Here is a 19,403-nt window from a genome sequence, read left to right as displayed (position 1 = left end):
ATTTACTCAACCGTCACACTCTTAGCAAGGTTACGCGGTTTATCCACGTCACAGCCTCTGTGAAGAGCTGCGTAGTAAGAGATCAATTGCAGCGGAATGACAGAAGCAAGCGGCGTCAGTTCTTCGTGTACAGCAGGAAGAACGAAACGGTCGTCTTCTTCTTCTAAGCCTTTAAGGGCGATAATGCATGGGTTGGCTCCGCGTGCTGCTACTTCTTTCACGTTTCCGCGGATGCTTAGGTTAACATGCTCCTGTGTTGCAAGCGCGATAACCGGCGTGCCGTTTTCAATTAGTGCGATCGTTCCGTGCTTAAGCTCTCCTCCGGCAAAACCTTCTGCCTGAATGTAGGAGATTTCTTTCAGCTTCAGGGCGCCTTCAAGTCCTACATAGTAGTCGACTGAACGGCCGATGAAGAAGCAGTTGCGTGTTGTAGAAAGGTATTCGCGTGCAATGTATTCCATTTCTTCTTTTTGATCGCAAAGGACTTCCATTGCGTTTGCGACAATACCCATTTCTTTTACGATATCAAAGCTTAGGTCAATGCCTCTTGCTTCAGCTGTAACTGCTGCAAGGATCGCAAGTACGCCTAATTGCGCAGTATATGCTTTTGTAGAAGCAACGGCAATTTCAGGTCCTGCATGAAGCAAAAGCGTGTGGTTTGCTTCACGTGAAAGCGTAGAACCAGGTACGTTAGTGATCGTTAGTGCCTGGTAGCCAAGCTCTTTAATTTGAACAAGTACAGCACGGCTGTCTGCTGTTTCACCGCTTTGTGAAATAAAGATAAACAGCGGTTTTTCAGAAAGAATCGGCATGTTGTAAGAGAATTCACTTGCAACATGAACCTCAACAGGTTTCTTTGCCCATTTTTCAATGAACTGTTTACCGACAAGTCCGGCATGATAGCTTGTTCCGCACGCCACGATGTAAAGGCGGTCAGCAGCATTCACTGCATCGACAATAGCCGGGTCCATCGACAGCTTGCCTTGGTCGTCCTGATATTTTTGAATGATCTTCCGCATAACAAGCGGCTGCTCATCGATTTCTTTAAGCATGTAGTGAGGGTATGTTCCTTTTTCGATATCGCTTGCGTCAAGCTCAGCTGTATATGGAGCACGCTCAATAACTTCACCCTGAAGGTTCTTAATCGTAACAGCTTCGCGTTTTACAAGGACGATTTCTTTATCCATTAGCTCTACAAATTGGTCTGTAACCTGCAGCATAGCCATTGCATCTGATGCAACAACATTGAAGCCGTCACCAAGACCGACTAGAAGCGGGCTTTTGTTTTTTGCAACAAAGATTGTTTCCGGATTTTGCTCATCTAAAAGGGCAATGGCGTAAGAGCCTTTTAAGATCGACAGTGTTTTGCTGAACGCTTCTTCAACATCTGCACCCTGGTTTACAAACTTCTCAATAACCTGTACCACAACTTCTGTGTCTGTGTCACTTGCAAGAGCTACGTCCTGAAGGTATTCACGTTTAAGGCTTGAATAGTTTTCAATGACACCATTGTGAACAAGCGTAAAACGGCTTGAAGCACTTTGATGGGGATGTGAGTTGCGTTTGCTAGGGGCACCATGAGTCGCCCAGCGGGTGTGACCGATTCCAGCTGTAGAAAGAACATTCGCATCTACTTCTTCGCGAAGAATGGCGATGCGGCCTTTTTCTTTAAACACATGAACTCCGTCTTCATTTATTACAGCAATACCAGCTGAATCATAACCGCGGTACTCAAGCTTTTCAAGACCGCGAAGCAAAATTTCCTTTGTATCCTTTTGTCCAATATAACCAACGATTCCGCACATACTAAAGTATCCTCCCATTAGGCGGGGGACAGGCCAAGTCTCGGGGACCTGTTAATCTGTCCCCTCACACATGTCTATATTTTTAGGTGATTACGTTCTTCCCTTTGTGCAAAAAGTTGCCTCTTTGTTTTCAGGAGAGAGCTTGCGGCTGTAATCGTCAACCGGGAGGCATCCGCCGAACTTTCGATAATCCTCCATCCTCGTCAACTAAGCTTTTTTCGTTCTGCTTAGTTCAGGCGCTTTTCGTAAAACGTACTAACTATGCTCCTTTCTCTGTCTAAAATCAAAACACAAAAGTAATCTTACTATACGACAATCAAATCGTCAATTCGTTTTGTGATTAAGAAAGATGCACCCTTTAGTATATGAATTACGAAAAAGATTGTTCCCCCGCTTTCATACCCTGTTCATCCGGTTTTTCAAACCTGTCGGGAGGAGACAATGAGGTATATTTAGTATGGGGCAGCAAATGTATCGATTATGTCTGTGAATTTTAGTTAAAAAAGACCTGCCAGTGCCGGCAGGTCTTTTCCATTTACGTGCTTATTCTGTTCCCATTTCAGCTTTTACTACAGCCACGATGCGTGACACATATTGCTCGCAAAGCTCTGCAGTCGGAGCTTCAGCCATCACGCGGACCAGTGGCTCTGTACCGGAAGGACGCACCAGGATGCGGCCGTCTCCGTTCATTTCCTGTTCCACTTCAGCAATGACCTGTTTTACTTTCATGTTGTCTGTAACTGCATGCTTATCTGTCACTTTCACATTAATCAGAAGCTGCGGGAATTTCGCCATTTCTGAAGCAAGCTCAGATAGAGATTTTCCGGTTACTTTCATGATATTTACAAGCTGGATTGCTGTAAGAAGGCCGTCGCCGGTTGTATTATGGTCAAGGAAAATGATATGCCCTGACTGCTCTCCGCCCAGGTTATAATCGCCTTTTTTCATTTCTTCTACAACGTAGCGGTCACCAACAGCTGTTTGAGCGCTCTTCATGTTGTTCGCCTCAACTGCTTTGTAGAAACCAAGGTTACTCATAATCGTTGATACAACCGTTTCTTTTTTCAATCTGCCATGTTCGTTAAGGAATTTTGCACAGATGAACATGATTTGATCGCCATCGACGATATCACCTTTTTCATCAACGGCAATAAGGCGGTCGCCGTCTCCGTCGAATGCAAGTCCAACATCCGCTCCTTTTTCTTTCAGGAAGGCTGCAAGTGCTTCAGGGTGAGTAGATCCTACACCGTCATTGATATTCAGGCCGTTCGGCGTTGTTCCCATTGTGGAAACATCTGCATCAAGGTCTGCAAAAAGGTGCGTTGCAAGGGATGAAGTCGCTCCGTGTGCACAGTCAAGCGCAACGTGAAGACCTGTAAAATCCTCATCAACTGTCTGCTTCAGGAACTGCAGATATTTCTGGCCGCCTTCAAAATAGTCGTTTACCTGTCCCAAATCTGATCCTACAGGTCTTGGAAGTGTATCTTCTGCCTGATCCATCAGTCCTTCGATTTCAAACTCCTGGTCATCTGACAATTTAAATCCGTCCGGGCCAAAGAATTTAATGCCGTTATCCTGAACAGGATTGTGGGATGCTGAAATCATCACGCCAGCCTGGGCTCCAAGTGCTTTTGTCAAATATGAAACGCCTGGAGTTGAAATGACTCCCAAACGCATAACTTCTGCTCCGATTGAAAGAAGTCCCGCTACAAGGGCACCTTCAAGCATGTGTCCCGAAATGCGTGTATCTCTTCCAATCAGCACTTTTGGACGTGTTGCATCCTTTGTCAGAACATATCCTCCAAAGCGTCCGATTTTAAATGCCAGTTCAGGTGTCAGCTCACTGTTTGCAACGCCTCTTACACCATCAGTTCCAAAATACTTTCCCATTCTAGTATCGCTCCTTTTGACTGTTTCAATCATCATGATTGCTTAGAAGAAATCTTTACGTTCACTTGCTCTTGCGGCAGGCTCCACTTAATGTCCTGAGGTCCGTTCACTTCAACTTTCACGTCGTGTTCACCGTCCGACAGGTCATTCACATTGATGAAAAGCTCGAGGTCGGAAGCCTTCATCTTCTCAAGGACGTTCGGCGCTGCTGTTACACTCAGATCAAGCTCCCTTGATTCAGGATCTGTAAACTGAAGGATTTTCCCTTCACCAAGTCCTCTGATCCGGACAGGCAGATTCTCAAATACGCGCTCTTCTTCCTTATCAACGTCAACTTTAATTTGTATTTTTTCCGGGCTTACTTTAGTCGCACCGTCAGGAACGGGGATATCAACATCCAGTACGGTGTCATCTTTGATCTTGCTCAGGTCCACTGTCACCCCGTCAATAAATTCAAGAGGATTCAGAACATCCTGCGGACCATAGACGGTCACTTCATTCGGCACAGCCTCAATGCTCGCTATGCTGATTCCTTCACCAAGCTCGCCCTCATTTTTAATGTTTAAAGGCAGCTTTTTGCTCGGGCTTGTAATCGGCACCGTCACGTCTACAACGGACGGATAGGCTTCAACAGGAAGGATATTGCCGTCTTCGTCGTACACCGTCACCTTTGATTCCTGCTCCAATGTTTCATTCGCATTTTGCAGGTTCACTCTTGTTTTGATCAGCGCAATGCTGTCAATAAGGGTTTTGGATCCTGTTACCCTGACAACACTTGGCTTTACAATCGGATCCTGTGCCGTATATCCGGCTGCTATCTGGTTTTTATTAATAAAATCCACTTCAACCGGGAAATCACGTGTTACTTTTTCTTCTACATTCACCGTAATGACCGAAGGATTTAAATTCACTTCCAGGTTATCCGCTATATTTTTATGCTTCAGTTCAATTCTGTGTGAGCCGATTGAAAGGTCAGACAGCTCGGCATAAATTTCAAAGTCCTTCAGCTGCTTTGCTTTCAAAAGGGAGTTGGTCGGCCCGCTTAATGTGACATCGACGGTCTCCGGAACACCTGTTATCACCACATTGTCCTGGTCCTGATACGTCTTTACTTCTACATCCTGAATGGTCTCTGTCCCTTTAGATGATTGAGAAGGTGCAGAAGGGAAGACAGATGTAACAGGTCCTGTCGTCTGCTTCTTTGGTGCAGGAGATTCGATGTTGACAGATATATAGAGCATAAGCGCCATAAGCAGCGCGATGATTCTCATGACCCAATGATTGTTTATCATCTTATCCATTCTTCTTCCCCCTCCACTGCCACAGGTTTGAAGAAGCGGCTTTCGCCTGTTTTCCAAATTCCGAAACGAGTATCTCACTCAAAGCTTCAACCGTCAAATTTCTGTGAAGCTCGCCGTTTCTCGTTACCGAAATACTTCCGGTTTCCTCCGATACAACGATTGTAATACTGTCTGTTACTTCACTGATGCCGACTGCTGCGCGGTGCCTCGTTCCAAGCTCTTTTGAAATAAACGGACTTTCAGAAAGAGGCAGGTAGCAGGCTGCTGCTGCAATCTGGTTTTTCTGAAGAATGACAGCTCCGTCATGAAGCGGAGTGTTCGGGATAAAAATATTGATTAAAAGCTCAGAAGATAAAGCTGAGTGAAGCGGTATGCCCGTTTCTATGTAATCGCTCATCCCTGTTTCTTTTTCAATTGTTACGAGTGCGCCGATACGGCGTTTTGCCATGTAATCCGTTGCTTTCAGGATGGCATCAATAATTTTTTGCTGTTCTTCCTCCTCTGGGGCCCCGCTTCTTGAGAAAAGTTTTCCCCGTCCCAGCTGCTCCAGTGCTCTCCGCAGCTCAGGCTGGAAAATAATAATAATCGCAAGAAAACCCCATGTTAACGCTTGGTCCATGAGCCATTGCAATGTTTGCAGCCCTAAATACTGGCTGAGTGTCCGAACGAGGATAATCACGATAATGCCTTTTAAAAGCTGAACGGCCTTCGTGCCCCGTATCACCATAATCAACTTATATATAACGAACCAAACCAGGAGAATATCAACGGCGATGCCGAGGTAGTGCAAGAATGGAAAATCCTCAAGTGCCATATTCTCTTCCTCCATCAGTTTTAGTCATTTGCACAGGACTATAACTACGATATTATATCATATAATCTGCAATTAAACCGTATTGTAGTCATTTAAGGACGGACAGCCTGCGCTCCAGAGTCCATATATCACGGCACCCCTTTCAGACAATAAAAAAAGGCCGCCGGGGCCCATTACTGAAAAATATCGACGACCTCTTTTGCAAGAGACTTCATTTGAAACCAGATCCACTCAAAGGCTTCATCAATTTCTTCAACTTTGCCTGTCACCTGGCCGGCTGAAGCCATATACCGCTCACCGTTAATGACAGTCACATCTCCCTCTACTTTTCCCTCGATCTTCAATGTACCGCCCTTGACTGTTACATCTCCCTGAACCGTTTCGCCTTCAGGAACGATAACCGTATTATTTTCAACAACCAGATTCGGCTGTTTGGATACACTGAAGTCTGAATCTCCCGACCAGGAAGAAAACAGGCTTCCTGTCATCAGCAGCACAAACAGGGAGGCAGCCGCAAGCATCGGATGACCTTTAAGCCACCTGCCAACGCCTACTCGCTTCTTTTCTTCAGGAAGGCTGTTCATAACTGCCTGCGTGAAATTAGACGGAGCTTCAATATGTGAGGTGCTTTGCACCAGGGCGATGGATTTCTCCAGTTCATGCAGGTGCTGTGCACATTCAGTGCATGACTGAAGATGTTCTCTGAGGATCCTTTCATCCGCCTGCTTAATATCATGATCAAGATACTGATGAATCCGCTCGATCATTTCCTCTGAACATTTCACTTAACATCACCTCTACTTATAAATGCCTTAATTGCTTTCTGAGAGCTTCCCGTCCTCTGTGAATTCTTGTTTTTACCGTCCCGATCGGCATATTGAGAATTTCACTGATTTCAATTAAAGAAAGCTCATCTATATACTTTAATACGATGACCGACCGATATTTATCAGGGAGCTTTAAAATTTCTTTCTGAATCATTTGCTGAAGTTCCATTGTCGCAACCTGATCCTCAGGCAGCGCAACATCCGCTGCAACCTGGGAATACATAGTGAGCCCCTCTGTTCCGGCGACCTCTGCATCCAGATAGTAATCGGGCTTTTTCTTTCTGATCCGGTCAATTGTCAGGTTCGTTGCTATGCGGTACAGCCATGTTGAAAACTTTTTATCCATATCGTAGCTGTGAATATTGACGTATGCCCGTATAAACGCTTCCTGAGCAATATCCTCAGCCTCATGAGAATTCCCAAGCATGCGGTAGCAAAGCTGATAAATCTTGTCCTTGTACAGATCTACAATTTCGGCAAATGCATTCTGGTCGCCTTTTTTCACTTGTTTAATTCTGTTTTTTACGATCGTCTCCATGATACCCCTTACCTCCGCACAAATCGCGGATTCCCCTTATTACGTATAAGCCGAATAAAAGGTTTCATTTTTTTTCACATAAAAATAGTTTAACAAATTTTAGGTGTCCTGTAGATGGCTTTTGAGGAGGTTTATCTTAAATCTATCTTAAAAGAATCCCGTAAAAATGGAAAGGGCATAGCCTCAATCGGCTATGCCTTTTGTACCCGTTATTATTTGAGCTTCTCTCCGAATAAAGAGCCCATTAAAGCAACAGCAACTGTTGCGGTTTTATTTTTTTCATCAAGAATCGGATTTACTTCAACAAACTCTGCTGATGTGATAATCTCTGATTCTGCAAGCATTTCCATGGCAAGATGGCTTTCCCTGTAGCTGATGCCGCCAATAACAGGTGTTCCGACACCAGGTGCATCATGAGGGTCAAGTCCGTCAAGATCCAATGATAGATGAACTCCATCCGTACGTTCCTTCAAATACTCGATGGTTTCCTCCATCACCTTCGTCATACCAAGGCGGTCAATTTCATGCATGGTATATACTTTGATTCCCTTTTCCTTAATCAGCTCTTTCTCACCCTGATCAAGCGACCTGGCACCTATAATCACAATGTTCTCAGGCTTTACTTTAGGTGTGTAGCCTCCAATTCTCGTGAGTGCCTCATCACCGATTCCAATGCTGACAGCAAGAGGCATACCATGAATATTGCCTGATGGTGACGTTTCTCCAGTGTTTAAATCGCCATGGGCATCGTACCAGATGACTCCGAGATTCTCATAGTGCTTTGACACCCCTGCAAGCGTCCCGATTGCAATGCTGTGGTCTCCGCCGAAAACAAGTGGAAAAGAACCCGATTTGATCGCTTCATCCACCTGATCTGAAAGCTTCACACTGGCCTCTGACACCGCTTTCAAATTTCTCAGGTTATTGGCTGCTTCTTCTTCTCTGTTCGCACGACCAATCTCAATATCGCCCTTATCTTCAATCTTATAGCTGAGCCCTTCTAATCTCTCAACAACACCGGCATATCGAATCGCACTCGGCCCCATATCGACACCGCGGCGCATTTGTCCAAGATCCATTGGTACTCCAATAATTGATATTCTTTCTTTCATCTCAATCATCCCCCTTATTAGAAGCCTGTGCCTCTATTGTACGTTCAAAAAGGGAGATGACTCAACTCGACAAAATTATGTATATATATACAGAGTTTTCTGTTAAATAAATGACTCAATAACTCCTCCGAACCATTTTTGGAAAACAAAAAAACCTAAGACCATATAGTCTTAGGTTTAAAGATGGAGCCTAGCGGGATCGAACCGCTGACCTCCTGCGTGCAAGGCAGGCGCTCTCCCAGCTGAGCTAAGGCCCCGAATATGGAGCGGAAGACGGGATTCGAACCCGCGACCCCCACCTTGGCAAGGTGGTGTTCTACCACTGAACTACTTCCGCAACATCATGCGGGTGAAGGGACTCGAACCCCCACGTCAAAGACACTAGATCCTAAGTCTAGCGCGTCTGCCAATTCCGCCACACCCGCATATTAAGGAAAAATGGTGTGCCATGAAGGACTCGAACCTTCGACCCTCTGATTAAAAGTCAGATGCTCTACCGACTGAGCTAATGGCACATAAATGAATTCAGTCTTAAGATCCTGCGCAGACACACAGTTCAAAAGAAAATGGCTGGGCTAGCTGGATTCGAACCAGCGCATGACGGAGTCAAAGTCCGTTGCCTTACCGCTTGGCTATAGCCCAATGAAAGTATGTAATTTATAAAATTGGAATTGACCGTAAAAAGGTTTATGTTAACTAACCTTATTATTTACAGTCCAGACAAAAACTATTCAATTCCAGCTTGTCTAAATAAAATGGTGGAGGGGGACGGATTCGAACCGCCGAACCCGGAGGGAGCGGATTTACAGTCCGCCGCGTTTAGCCACTTCGCTACCCCTCCACATTTCAGTGGTGCCGGCGAGAGGACTTGAACCCCCAACCTACTGATTACAAGTCAGTTGCTCTACCAATTGAGCTACACCGGCATTTGAAGTAAGATTATTTAATTCTTATGGTGGAGGATGACGGGCTCGAACCGCCGACCCTCTGCTTGTAAGGCAGATGCTCTCCCAGCTGAGCTAATCCTCCAGAAGAAAAGAATGTTTAGTATTTCACATAAAAAAACAATGGTGACCCGTACGGGATTCGAACCCGTGTTACCGCCGTGAAAGGGCGGTGTCTTAACCGCTTGACCAACGGGCCAGTTGAAGTTGTAATGTAAGCTCCCAACCGGGCTTGAACCGATGACCTCTTCCTTACCATGGAAGTGCTCTACCGACTGAGCTATGGAAGCATGGCTCCGCAGGTAGGACTCGAACCTACGACCGATCGGTTAACAGCCGATAGCTCTACCACTGAGCTACTGCGGAATAATATAATGATTTGTTCACAAGCCTGGCAACGTCCTACTCTCACAGGGGGAAACCCCCAACTACCATCGGCGCTAAAGAGCTTAACTTCCGTGTTCGGCATGGGAACGGGTGTGACCTCTTTGCCATCATCACCAGACATAGTGACAAAAATTATTATACTATGAAATCCGAAGATTTCAAGCTTTTTTTGAAAGAAGTTATTCTTTCAAAACTGAATAACGTTTGATAACAAGATTCACGTGCAACTTACGCTTAGTTAGACTGTGGTTAAGTCCTCGAACGATTAGTATCTGTCAGCTCCACACGTCACCGCGCTTCCACCTCAGACCTATCAACCTGATCATCTTTCAGGGTTCTTACTCACAAATGTGATGGGAAATCTCATCTTGAGGGGGGCTTCATGCTTAGATGCTTTCAGCACTTATCCCTTCCGCACATAGCTACCCAGCGATGCCTTTGGCAAGACAACTGGTACACCAGCGGTGCGTCCATCCCGGTCCTCTCGTACTAAGGACAGCTCCTCTCAAATTTCCTGCGCCCACGACGGATAGGGACCGAACTGTCTCACGACGTTCTGAACCCAGCTCGCGTACCGCTTTAATGGGCGAACAGCCCAACCCTTGGGACCGACTACAGCCCCAGGATGCGATGAGCCGACATCGAGGTGCCAAACCTCCCCGTCGATGTGGACTCTTGGGGGAGATAAGCCTGTTATCCCCGGGGTAGCTTTTATCCGTTGAGCGATGGCCCTTCCATGCGGAACCACCGGATCACTAAGCCCGACTTTCGTCCCTGCTCGACTTGTAGGTCTCGCAGTCAAGCTCCCTTGTGCCTTTACACTCTGCGAATGATTTCCAACCATTCTGAGGGAACCTTTGGGCGCCTCCGTTACATTTTAGGAGGCGACCGCCCCAGTCAAACTGCCCGCCTGACACTGTCTCCCAGCCCGGTAAGGGCTGCGGGTTAGAATTTCAATACAGCAAGGGTAGTATCCCACCAATGCCTCCACCGAAGCTTGCGCTCCGGCTTCCAAGGCTCCTACCTATCCTGTACAAGCTGTACCAAAATTCAATATCAGGCTGCAGTAAAGCTCCACGGGGTCTTTCCGTCCTGTCGCGGGTAACCTGCATCTTCACAGGTACTATAATTTCACCGAGTCTCTCGTTGAGACAGTGCCCAGATCGTTACGCCTTTCGTGCGGGTCGGAACTTACCCGACAAGGAATTTCGCTACCTTAGGACCGTTATAGTTACGGCCGCCGTTTACTGGGGCTTCGGTTCAAAGCTTCGCTTGCGCTAACCTCTCCCCTTAACCTTCCAGCACCGGGCAGGCGTCAGCCCCTATACTTCGCCTTGCGGCTTCGCAGAGACCTGTGTTTTTGCTAAACAGTCGCCTGGGCCTATTCACTGCGGCTTTTCAGGGCTATTCACCCTAAAAAGCACCCCTTCTCCCGAAGTTACGGGGTCATTTTGCCGAGTTCCTTAACGAGAGTTCTCTCGCTCACCTTAGGATTCTCTCCTCGCCTACCTGTGTCGGTTTGCGGTACGGGCACCTCTCACCTCGCTAGAGGCTTTTCTTGGCAGTGTGGAATCAGGAACTTCGGTACTAAATTTCCCTCGCCATCACAGCTCAGCCTTATATGGGAAGCGGATTTGCCTACTTCCCGGCCTAACTGCTTGGACGCGCATATCCAACAGCGCGCTTGCCCTATCCTCCTGCGTCCCCCCATTGCTCAAATGGTGAGGAGGTGGTACAGGAATATCAACCTGTTGTCCATCGCCTACGCCTTTCGGCCTCGGCTTAGGTCCCGACTAACCCTGAGCGGACGAGCCTTCCTCAGGAAACCTTAGGCATTCGGTGGAGGGGATTCTCACCCCTCTTTCGCTACTCATACCGGCATTCTCACTTCTAAGCGCTCCACCAGTCCTTCCGGTCTGGCTTCGACGCCCTTAGAACGCTCTCCTACCACTGTTCGTAAGAACAGTCCGCAGCTTCGGTGATACGTTTAGCCCCGGTACATTTTCGGCGCAGAGTCACTCGACCAGTGAGCTATTACGCACTCTTTAAATGGTGGCTGCTTCTAAGCCAACATCCTGGTTGTCTAAGCAACTCCACATCCTTTTCCACTTAACGTATACTTTGGGACCTTAGCTGGCGGTCTGGGCTGTTTCCCTCTTGACTACGGATCTTATCACTCGCAGTCTGACTCCCGAGGAGCAAGTCTTTGGCATTCGGAGTTTGACTGAATTCGGTAACCCGATGAGGGCCCCTAGTCCAATCAGTGCTCTACCTCCAAGACTCTCATACTCGAGGCTAGCCCTAAAGCTATTTCGGAGAGAACCAGCTATCTCCAAGTTCGATTGGAATTTCTCCGCTACCCACACCTCATCCCCGCACTTTTCAACGTGCGTGGGTTCGGGCCTCCATTCAGTGTTACCTGAACTTCACCCTGGACATGGGTAGATCACCTGGTTTCGGGTCTACGACCACGTACTAATTCGCCCTATTCAGACTCGCTTTCGCTGCGGCTCCGTCTCATCAACTTAACCTTGCACGGGATCGTAACTCGCCGGTTCATTCTACAAAAGGCACGCCATCACCCGTTAACGGGCTCTGACTACTTGTAAGCACACGGTTTCAGGATCTTTTCACTCCCCTTCCGGGGTGCTTTTCACCTTTCCCTCACGGTACTGGTTCACTATCGGTCACTAGGTAGTATTTAGCCTTGGGAGATGGTCCTCCCGGATTCCGACGGGATTTCACGTGTCCCGCCGTACTCAGGATCCACTCTGGAGGGAACGAAGTTTCGACTACAGGGTTTTTACCTTCTATGACAGGCCTTTCCAGGCCGCTTCATCTACCCCGTTCCTTTGTAACTCCGTATAGAGTGTCCTACAACCCCAAGAGGCAAGCCTCTTGGTTTGGGCTGATTCCGTTTCGCTCGCCGCTACTTGGGAAATCGCATTTGCTTTCTCTTCCTCCGGGTACTTAGATGTTTCAGTTCCCCGGGTCTGCCTTCAGTACCCTATGTATTCAGGTAAAGATACTGTTCCATTACGAACAGTGGGTTTCCCCATTCGGAAATCTCTGGATCAAAGCTTACTTACAGCTCCCCAAAGCATATCGGTGTTAGTCCCGTCCTTCATCGGCTCCTAGTGCCAAGGCATCCACCGTGCGCCCTTCATAACTTAACCAAAATTGGTCAATCGTTTGTTTAGACTGTAAAGTCTAAGAAAATCACTATGGTAAGCGTAAATCTCAGTGAATTACTTGTTATCAATTACGTTATCCAGTTTTCAAAGAACAACCGGCAGATCAGAAATGATCGCCTTCTTTCATATAGAGAGAATGATCTCTCAAAACTAAACAAAAACCAAAAGCGACCTCATATCCTTAGAAAGGAGGTGATCCAGCCGCACCTTCCGATACGGCTACCTTGTTACGACTTCACCCCAATCATCTACCCCACCTTAGGCGGCTGGCTCCTTGCGGTTACCCCACCGACTTCGGGTGTTGCAAACTCTCGTGGTGTGACGGGCGGTGTGTACAAGGCCCGGGAACGTATTCACCGCGGCATGCTGATCCGCGATTACTAGCGATTCCAGCTTCATGCAGGCGAGTTGCAGCCTGCAATCCGAACTGAGAATGGTTTTATGGGATTGGCTAAACCTCGCGGTCTCGCAGCCCTTTGTACCATCCATTGTAGCACGTGTGTAGCCCAGGTCATAAGGGGCATGATGATTTGACGTCATCCCCACCTTCCTCCGGTTTGTCACCGGCAGTCACCTTAGAGTGCCCAACTGAATGCTGGCAACTAAGATCAAGGGTTGCGCTCGTTGCGGGACTTAACCCAACATCTCACGACACGAGCTGACGACAACCATGCACCACCTGTCACTTTGTCCCCCGAAGGGGAACCTTCTATCTCTAGAAGTGGCAAAGGATGTCAAGACCTGGTAAGGTTCTTCGCGTTGCTTCGAATTAAACCACATGCTCCACCGCTTGTGCGGGCCCCCGTCAATTCCTTTGAGTTTCAGTCTTGCGACCGTACTCCCCAGGCGGAGTGCTTAATGCGTTAGCTGCAGCACTAAAGGGCGGAAACCCTCTAACACTTAGCACTCATCGTTTACGGCGTGGACTACCAGGGTATCTAATCCTGTTCGCTCCCCACGCTTTCGCGCCTCAGCGTCAGTTACAGACCAGAGAGTCGCCTTCGCCACTGGTGTTCCTCCACATCTCTACGCATTTCACCGCTACACGTGGAATTCCACTCTCCTCTTCTGCACTCAAGTTTCCCAGTTTCCAATGACCCTCCCCGGTTGAGCCGGGGGCTTTCACATCAGACTTAAGAAACCGCCTGCGCGCGCTTTACGCCCAATAATTCCGGACAACGCTTGCCACCTACGTATTACCGCGGCTGCTGGCACGTAGTTAGCCGTGGCTTTCTGGTCAGGTACCGTCAAGGTGCCGGCAGTTACTCCGGCACTTGTTCTTCCCTGACAACAGAGTTTTACGATCCGAAAACCTTCATCACTCACGCGGCGTTGCTCCGTCAGACTTTCGTCCATTGCGGAAGATTCCCTACTGCTGCCTCCCGTAGGAGTCTGGGCCGTGTCTCAGTCCCAGTGTGGCCGATCACCCTCTCAGGTCGGCTACGCATCGTCGCCTTGGTGAGCCATTACCTCACCAACTAGCTAATGCGCCGCGGGCCCATCTGTAAGTGACAGCCGAAACCGTCTTTGAATGTCAAACCATGCGGTTTGACATAGTATCCGGTATTAGCTCCGGTTTCCCGGAGTTATCCCAGTCTTACAGGCAGGTTGCCCACGTGTTACTCACCCGTCCGCCGCTGACCTCCGAAGAGGTCCGCTCGACTTGCATGTATTAGGCACGCCGCCAGCGTTCGTCCTGAGCCAGGATCAAACTCTCCGAAGAAAATTTGTGACTCATAAATGTTGCTGACTTAAAAAATTTAAAACGTTTGGTACGCTTTTGGTTTTGTTTAGTTTTCAAAGATCATTTTCGCTCGTCATTGGTGACGGCTTATATAATTTAACATGGTGACCATCACTGTGTCAACAGGATTTTTTGAAGTTTTTTAAGGCTTTAAAAATCCATTTGTTTCTCAGCGACGAAGAATAATATACCATCATTTCCACTTCAAGGTCAATATATTTTATAAATTATTTTTCATAAAATGAAAATCAATTTTCCCGCTTATGATTTTGTATAAGTTGCCCAGCAATTCTCTTTTTTCAAGAAGTGATCTTTTTTGAACAAATGTGAGACTGTCGTCAATAAGAATATTGCTTATGATCTGAAGTTCCTGTTCAAGCAGCAGCTCCATTTCCTGAGCTTCTTTATCATTGAAGATAAACCCTTTTGACATGTGATCCTCCTCTAAAGATGCGTAAGTTTTATCATTATGGCACAACTTGAATTTTTCTAATCATATTCTTCACAGCTTGGCATACATATGAGACAAGAACATTAGGGACGGGGCTGATCAGAATGAACAATTTCTATGTACTGCATATAAAAAAAGTGAAACAGCTGCTCATCATTGTCATTGCCGCTCTCTTTACTGCCGGTATTCTATATATAGAAAATGTCCTTCAATTTCCCGTTTTCTCAACAGCAGACGGACCAAAGGCTGTTTTCAGGGGAGAAGAGAAAGCAAACAGCGTTTCCCTTACGTTTGACATCAGCTGGGGGGATGAAAAGGCAAAGCCGATTCTTGATACCCTCAAGAAAAATGGTGTGACGAATGCGACGTTTTTTCTATCTGCAGCCTGGGCTGAGCGGCACCCTGAGATAGTGAAACAAATTGTAAAGGATGGACACCAGGTCGGGAGCATGGGATATGCCTATAAAAACTACACCTCGCTTGAGGCAGATGAAATACGGCGTGATATTCTCATGGCGCAGGATGTATTCAGCGAACTCGGACTGAAAGATATAAAACTTCTCCGGCCGCCAACAGGCAACTTCAATCAGGAGATTCTGACGATAGCCGAAAGATACGGATACACTGTCGTTCATTATAGTGTAGATTCAGATGACTGGACCAATCCAGGTGTCAGCACCATTGTGAAAAATGTAAACGATGCGGTTCAGGGAGGAGATATTATCCTGCTTCATGCCTCTGATTCCGCCAAGCAGACACAGAAGGCACTTCCGCAAATTGTTGAAGGGCTGAAGCAAAAAGGTCTGAATAACGTAACGGTAGCGGATTTAATTTCGGGAGGAACAGCCAAATCAACGGAAGTGAAATAATCTTATGAAAAAAGCTGAGCCCGGAATTACAGGGCTCAGCTTTTTTTAGCTTGAGATAATTTAGATAAGAGCAGCAGCTGATAGGCATTGCATATAAGCAGCGGAATCAGCATTAAGTACAGCCAGTCACCTTCATTTACACGCAATGCAGGCACCCACTCGACCGTTGTAACGACTGTCATAAAAAACAGGGCCGGTATGAAAGCCATTTTGTTTGTCTGTTTCATCTTGATATAAGCGACCGCTGCACTGAATAACAGCAAAAATAAGGCAACCATAAGATAAGGAACAACGGATTCACCCTCTGCTGCGAACAGCTGATAGCGGAAATAGACGAGATCAAAGATGACAAACAGGATCAGAACAATCTGAATGGCATTCCATAAAGCAGCCGTCCGAAAGATTCCAAGTCCGAACCGGTGAATCGTCAAATAGGCGAAAAACCCCATTTGGCTGATGATGCTGAAAATAAATCCGACTCCGACAAGCCAAAGCAATATGGAAAGAATCTCAACAATGTCAAACGACAAGAAAAACTCTTTATAATCTCCCCATCTTAAGGCAAAACCAGTAATACTCGTAGTGATGCCGCCAACAAGCAGAGTCGATAAAAATAACCGAACCCAATTTCTACTGTTCACAATTGTATCCCCCAATATGTATTCTACTCCAAAAATTTTACCAGTGTCTTTTGTAAAAAGCCATGTTAATTACCAGTATTAAAACAGGCCGATTCATTCATATTAGAAATAAGCAACTCTAAATGGAAAGGAGCTTTGCATGATGGAAAAGCGAAGGTTGCTCTCAATTCTGACACTTACAGCCATGTGTTTTTTCCTTGCGAGCTGCGCACCTAAAGATCAGCCTTCAGGACAGCTCGATTATGAAGAAACAAAGAAAATGGTTGTCGATATTTTAAAAACCGATGACGGAAAAAAAGCCATTCAGGAAATTCTTAAAAATGATGATATGAAGCAAAACCTGATTATGGATCAGAAAATTGTCTCTGACACCATTTCCAAAACCCTGACGTCTGAAAAAGGACAGGAGTTCTGGAAAAAAACATTTGAAGACCCAAAGTTCAGTGAAAGCTTTGCAAAAAGCCTTCAGACTGAACACGAGAAGGTTATTAAAGGGCTCATGAAAGACCCGGAGTATCAAAAAATGCTCATTGGCGTCCTTGAAAATCCCGAGATGGAGAAACAGACGATGAAGGTTCTCCAAAGCCAGGAATACCGCAAACACCTTCAGGAGGTCATCACAGAGACGATTGAAAGTCCCCTGTTTAAAGCCAAACTGGAGGAAAGTCTGACGAAAGCTGCGAAAGAAATGAACAAGCAGGGTGGAGGCTCAGGCGGAAGCGAAGGAGACTCCGGACAAGGCGGCAAGTCCGAAGAATCCGGACAAGGCGGCCAATAGAGAAAATCGCACTGCTCAAGGTCCAACAGGCAGAAAAGGACCCGGAAGAAAAGTCCGGATTTGACTTTTCCGCCGGATCCGTTCTGACGGAGTACCGAGTCGCTGGACAATCAAGCTCTACATGTCATACATCTTTAGAAAAGCGCCAAACCTTTGGCGCTTTTGTTTATACATTTACAGGCACAATCTCTGCAACCTTTTTAGCGATTGATGAGTAAATCTCTCCAGTAGGATGATCTGCTGCATATACGGAAGGAGCAAAGTCCTTTTCGTTCCAGTCAGGCTGCTGCAGCGGAATGTTTCCAAGCACCGGAACATTAAGCTCCTGTCCAAGTTTTTCTCCTCCGCCTTTGCCGAAGACATACTCTTTCTCCCCTGTTGTTCTGCTTTCAAAATAAGACATATTTTCAACGACACCGACTACTTCATGATCTGTTCTAAGCGCCATAGCACCCGCTCTTGCTGCAACAAAAGCAGCTGTAGGATGCGGAGTCGTTACAATGATTTCTTTGCAGGAAGGAAGCATCGCATGGACATCAAGCGCTACGTCTCCAGTGCCCGGAGGAAGGTCGAGAAGCAGGTAGTCAAGGTCTCCCCACTCTACTTCCTGAAAGAAGTTATTAAGCATTTTTCCAAGCATAGGCCCTCTCCAGATGACCGGTGCATTATCCTCTACAAAAAAGCCCATAGAGATGACCTGGACGCCAAAACGCTCAACCGGAATGATTCTCTCTCCCCTGACAACAGGGCGTTTCGTAATACCCATCATGTCCGGCACACTGAATCCGTAGATATCCGCATCAATAAGTCCGACTTTTTTGCCGAGACGGGCAAGAGCCACAGCTAAATTAACGGAAACAGTCGATTTACCGACGCCTCCTTTACCGCTGGCAATTGCAATGTAGACAGGCTGCTTGGCTGATGACAGCAAAGAAGGATCTTCTTGTTTAGGCGCCTGATATTTTGCTGTTACTTCCTGGGGAAGCTCTGTAAAGCGAAGACCGACTGTGCCTGCGCCTGCTTCTTTGAGTTTAGCGACAATCTCCTGCTGAAGCTGCATCTGCTCAGACGTACCTGTCTTGGCAATACCGATTTTCATGCTGATATGGTTTTTCTCAGCTTTTATTGAAATTTCTTCTATGGCATTCAGTTCTTCAAGGCTTCTATGTAAAAAAGGTTCATTTAGTTCTCCGACAATTTTGCGAGCTGTTTGCTCATTCAGCATGTTAACCACCCTTTGTTGTATTCGTTTTCATCAGTATATCATAATTTGAAAGAAAATTGGGACTCCGGGCTTTATACCTGAGACTATGCAATAAAAACAAAAAATCCATCCCTACTCGGGAGGATTTTTCTCGTTCGTCATATAGCGCAGGATGCCATTATAGATAGAAGCCGCCACTTTATCCTGATATTCCTCTGTGCCAAGAAGGCGCGCTTCATCAGGATTAGATAAGAAACCCACTTCTACCAGAGCACCAGGCTTATCAATGTGTTTCATCAGGTAGATTGTATTCATCTGTTTGGCTTTACGGTCAGTGTTCTCCAGGTTGCGCCTTAGTTCATCCTGAATAAATTTTGCAAGCACCTGGTTTTCCTCCATTTTGGAGTGATAGAACGTTTGTGCCCCGCTCCATTGTCTCGAGGGAATTGCATTAAGATGAATGCTTAAATACATATCTGCCTCTGACTCGTTAATCAGCTTCAGGCGTTTTCTCAGATCCTCGCCTTTTCTTTTTGAATAGCCCTTCGTACTCTTATCCGCAAGGTCTGTATCTCTTTCTCTTGTAAGAAGGACGAGTGCCCCCTGTTCCTGCAGATAGTCTCTGATCTGCTTTGAAATGGCAAGGGCAATGTCTTTTTCCAGATGCTCCGTTCCTACCGCTCCCCCGTCAGGTCCGCCGTGTCCGGGATCTATGTAGATGACCTTACCTGTAAGCGGCAGATTCCACGACTTCCAAGAGCTGTCGTTATTAAATTGAAACTGAAATAATAAAAGTAATAAGATGAAGCCTGCGCCAAAGCCGAACCATCTCAGCTTATTTTTCATTTTTCCACCCTCCTGCCCGTCCTTTACCACTATATGGCGGACAAACAGGAAATATGAA

At 46.6% G+C, this 19,403-nt stretch carries 13 protein-coding genes, 11 tRNA genes and 3 rRNA genes; 2 read left to right on the top strand and 25 right to left on the bottom strand.

The window, feature by feature from the left end:
• Positions 1–2: 2 nt before the first annotated feature.
• The 22 genes from glmS to ACK1LH_RS00960 form a co-directional block, all read right to left on the bottom strand.
• Positions 3–1,805, bottom strand: a complete 1,803-nt coding sequence (glmS, locus tag ACK1LH_RS01065; protein ID WP_029566305.1) for a glutamine--fructose-6-phosphate transaminase (isomerizing) — start codon at positions 1,803–1,805, stop codon at positions 3–5.
• Positions 1,806–2,348: 543 nt separating this feature from the next.
• Entirely contained in the window at positions 2,349–3,695 is a 1,347-nt protein-coding gene (gene glmM / locus ACK1LH_RS01060) for a phosphoglucosamine mutase (RefSeq protein ID WP_029566304.1), read from the bottom strand.
• A 32-nt stretch (positions 3,696–3,727) separates the two neighbouring features.
• On the bottom strand, positions 3,728–4,996 hold the full coding sequence (locus tag ACK1LH_RS01055; RefSeq protein ID WP_029566303.1) for a YbbR-like domain-containing protein: 1,269 nt from the start codon (positions 4,994–4,996) through the stop codon (positions 3,728–3,730).
• Entirely contained in the window at positions 4,989–5,810 is an 822-nt protein-coding gene (cdaA, locus tag ACK1LH_RS01050; protein ID WP_029286233.1) for a diadenylate cyclase CdaA, read from the bottom strand. Before cdaA ends, ACK1LH_RS01055 begins: the two co-directional genes overlap by 8 nt.
• Positions 5,811–5,983: 173 nt before the next feature.
• The gene (locus ACK1LH_RS01045; protein WP_029286231.1) at positions 5,984–6,595 is read right to left on the bottom strand and encodes an anti-sigma factor family protein; all 612 of its coding nucleotides are present in this window, start codon (positions 6,593–6,595) and stop codon (positions 5,984–5,986) included.
• A gap of 16 nt (positions 6,596–6,611) precedes the next feature.
• Entirely contained in the window at positions 6,612–7,175 is a 564-nt protein-coding gene (gene sigW, locus ACK1LH_RS01040; protein ID WP_029286228.1) for an RNA polymerase sigma factor SigW, read from the bottom strand.
• A 212-nt stretch (positions 7,176–7,387) separates the two neighbouring features.
• A complete protein-coding gene (rocF, locus tag ACK1LH_RS01035) occupies positions 7,388–8,287 on the bottom strand; it encodes an arginase (RefSeq protein ID WP_029286226.1) in 900 nt (299 codons plus the stop codon).
• A gap of 184 nt (positions 8,288–8,471) precedes the next feature.
• Positions 8,472–8,544, bottom strand: a tRNA-Ala gene (locus ACK1LH_RS01030).
• Between the two features lie 5 nt (positions 8,545–8,549).
• A tRNA-Gly gene (locus tag ACK1LH_RS01025) sits at positions 8,550–8,624 on the bottom strand.
• 7 nt (positions 8,625–8,631) lie between these two features.
• Positions 8,632–8,712, bottom strand: a tRNA-Leu gene (locus ACK1LH_RS01020).
• Between the two features lie 14 nt (positions 8,713–8,726).
• Positions 8,727–8,802, bottom strand: a tRNA-Lys gene (locus ACK1LH_RS01015).
• A gap of 52 nt (positions 8,803–8,854) precedes the next feature.
• A tRNA-Gln gene (locus ACK1LH_RS01010) sits at positions 8,855–8,929 on the bottom strand.
• Positions 8,930–9,043: 114 nt separating this feature from the next.
• Positions 9,044–9,128, bottom strand: a tRNA-Tyr gene (locus tag ACK1LH_RS01005).
• Positions 9,129–9,137: 9 nt separating this feature from the next.
• Positions 9,138–9,213: transfer RNA gene (locus ACK1LH_RS01000), tRNA-Thr, on the bottom strand.
• Positions 9,214–9,240: 27 nt separating this feature from the next.
• A tRNA-Val gene (locus ACK1LH_RS00995) sits at positions 9,241–9,316 on the bottom strand.
• 39 nt (positions 9,317–9,355) lie between these two features.
• Positions 9,356–9,430 (bottom strand) — tRNA-Glu (locus tag ACK1LH_RS00990).
• 18 nt (positions 9,431–9,448) lie between these two features.
• Positions 9,449–9,521, bottom strand: a tRNA-Thr gene (locus ACK1LH_RS00985).
• 1 nt (position 9,522) lies between these two features.
• Positions 9,523–9,597: transfer RNA gene (locus ACK1LH_RS00980), tRNA-Asn, on the bottom strand.
• 23 nt (positions 9,598–9,620) lie between these two features.
• Positions 9,621–9,736, bottom strand: a 5S ribosomal RNA gene (rrf, locus tag ACK1LH_RS00975).
• A gap of 127 nt (positions 9,737–9,863) precedes the next feature.
• Positions 9,864–12,794 (bottom strand): 23S ribosomal RNA (locus ACK1LH_RS00970).
• 203 nt (positions 12,795–12,997) lie between these two features.
• Positions 12,998–14,535, bottom strand: a 16S ribosomal RNA gene (locus ACK1LH_RS00965).
• Together the 16S, 23S and 5S rRNA genes with 11 tRNA genes alongside form the textbook arrangement of a ribosomal RNA operon.
• 241 nt (positions 14,536–14,776) lie before the next feature.
• Positions 14,777–14,989, bottom strand: a complete 213-nt coding sequence (locus tag ACK1LH_RS00960; protein ID WP_029566213.1) for a hypothetical protein — start codon at positions 14,987–14,989, stop codon at positions 14,777–14,779.
• A 122-nt stretch (positions 14,990–15,111) separates the two neighbouring features.
• Between ACK1LH_RS00960 and pdaB the strand changes: the two genes are divergently transcribed.
• A complete protein-coding gene (gene pdaB, locus ACK1LH_RS00955; protein ID WP_029282748.1) occupies positions 15,112–15,876 on the top strand; it encodes a polysaccharide deacetylase family sporulation protein PdaB in 765 nt (254 codons plus the stop codon).
• 35 nt (positions 15,877–15,911) lie between these two features.
• Here pdaB and ACK1LH_RS00950 read toward each other — a convergent pair whose 3' ends face one another.
• The gene (locus ACK1LH_RS00950) at positions 15,912–16,517 is read right to left on the bottom strand and encodes a KinB-signaling pathway activation protein (RefSeq protein ID WP_029282750.1); all 606 of its coding nucleotides are present in this window, start codon (positions 16,515–16,517) and stop codon (positions 15,912–15,914) included.
• Between the two features lie 142 nt (positions 16,518–16,659).
• Here ACK1LH_RS00950 and gerD point away from each other — a divergent pair, with 142 nt between their 5' ends.
• Entirely contained in the window at positions 16,660–17,295 is a 636-nt protein-coding gene (gerD, locus tag ACK1LH_RS00945) for a spore germination lipoprotein GerD (protein WP_411334279.1), read from the top strand.
• 166 nt (positions 17,296–17,461) lie between these two features.
• Here gerD and ACK1LH_RS00940 read toward each other — a convergent pair whose 3' ends face one another.
• Positions 17,462–18,520: an Mrp/NBP35 family ATP-binding protein gene (locus tag ACK1LH_RS00940; RefSeq protein WP_029282754.1), complete on the bottom strand. Its 1,059-nt coding sequence runs from the start codon at positions 18,518–18,520 to the stop codon at positions 17,462–17,464.
• A 111-nt stretch (positions 18,521–18,631) separates the two neighbouring features.
• A complete protein-coding gene (gene cwlD / locus ACK1LH_RS00935; protein WP_029566216.1) occupies positions 18,632–19,345 on the bottom strand; it encodes an N-acetylmuramoyl-L-alanine amidase CwlD in 714 nt (237 codons plus the stop codon).
• Positions 19,346–19,403: the final 58 nt, after the last annotated feature.

The organism is Metabacillus indicus (assembly GCF_046603695.1).
Lineage (GTDB): Bacteria > Bacillota > Bacilli > Bacillales > Bacillaceae > Bacillus_P > Bacillus_P indicus.
Note: the sequence above shows the minus strand (reverse complement) of the source record. Positions and strands in the feature narration are given on the sequence as shown.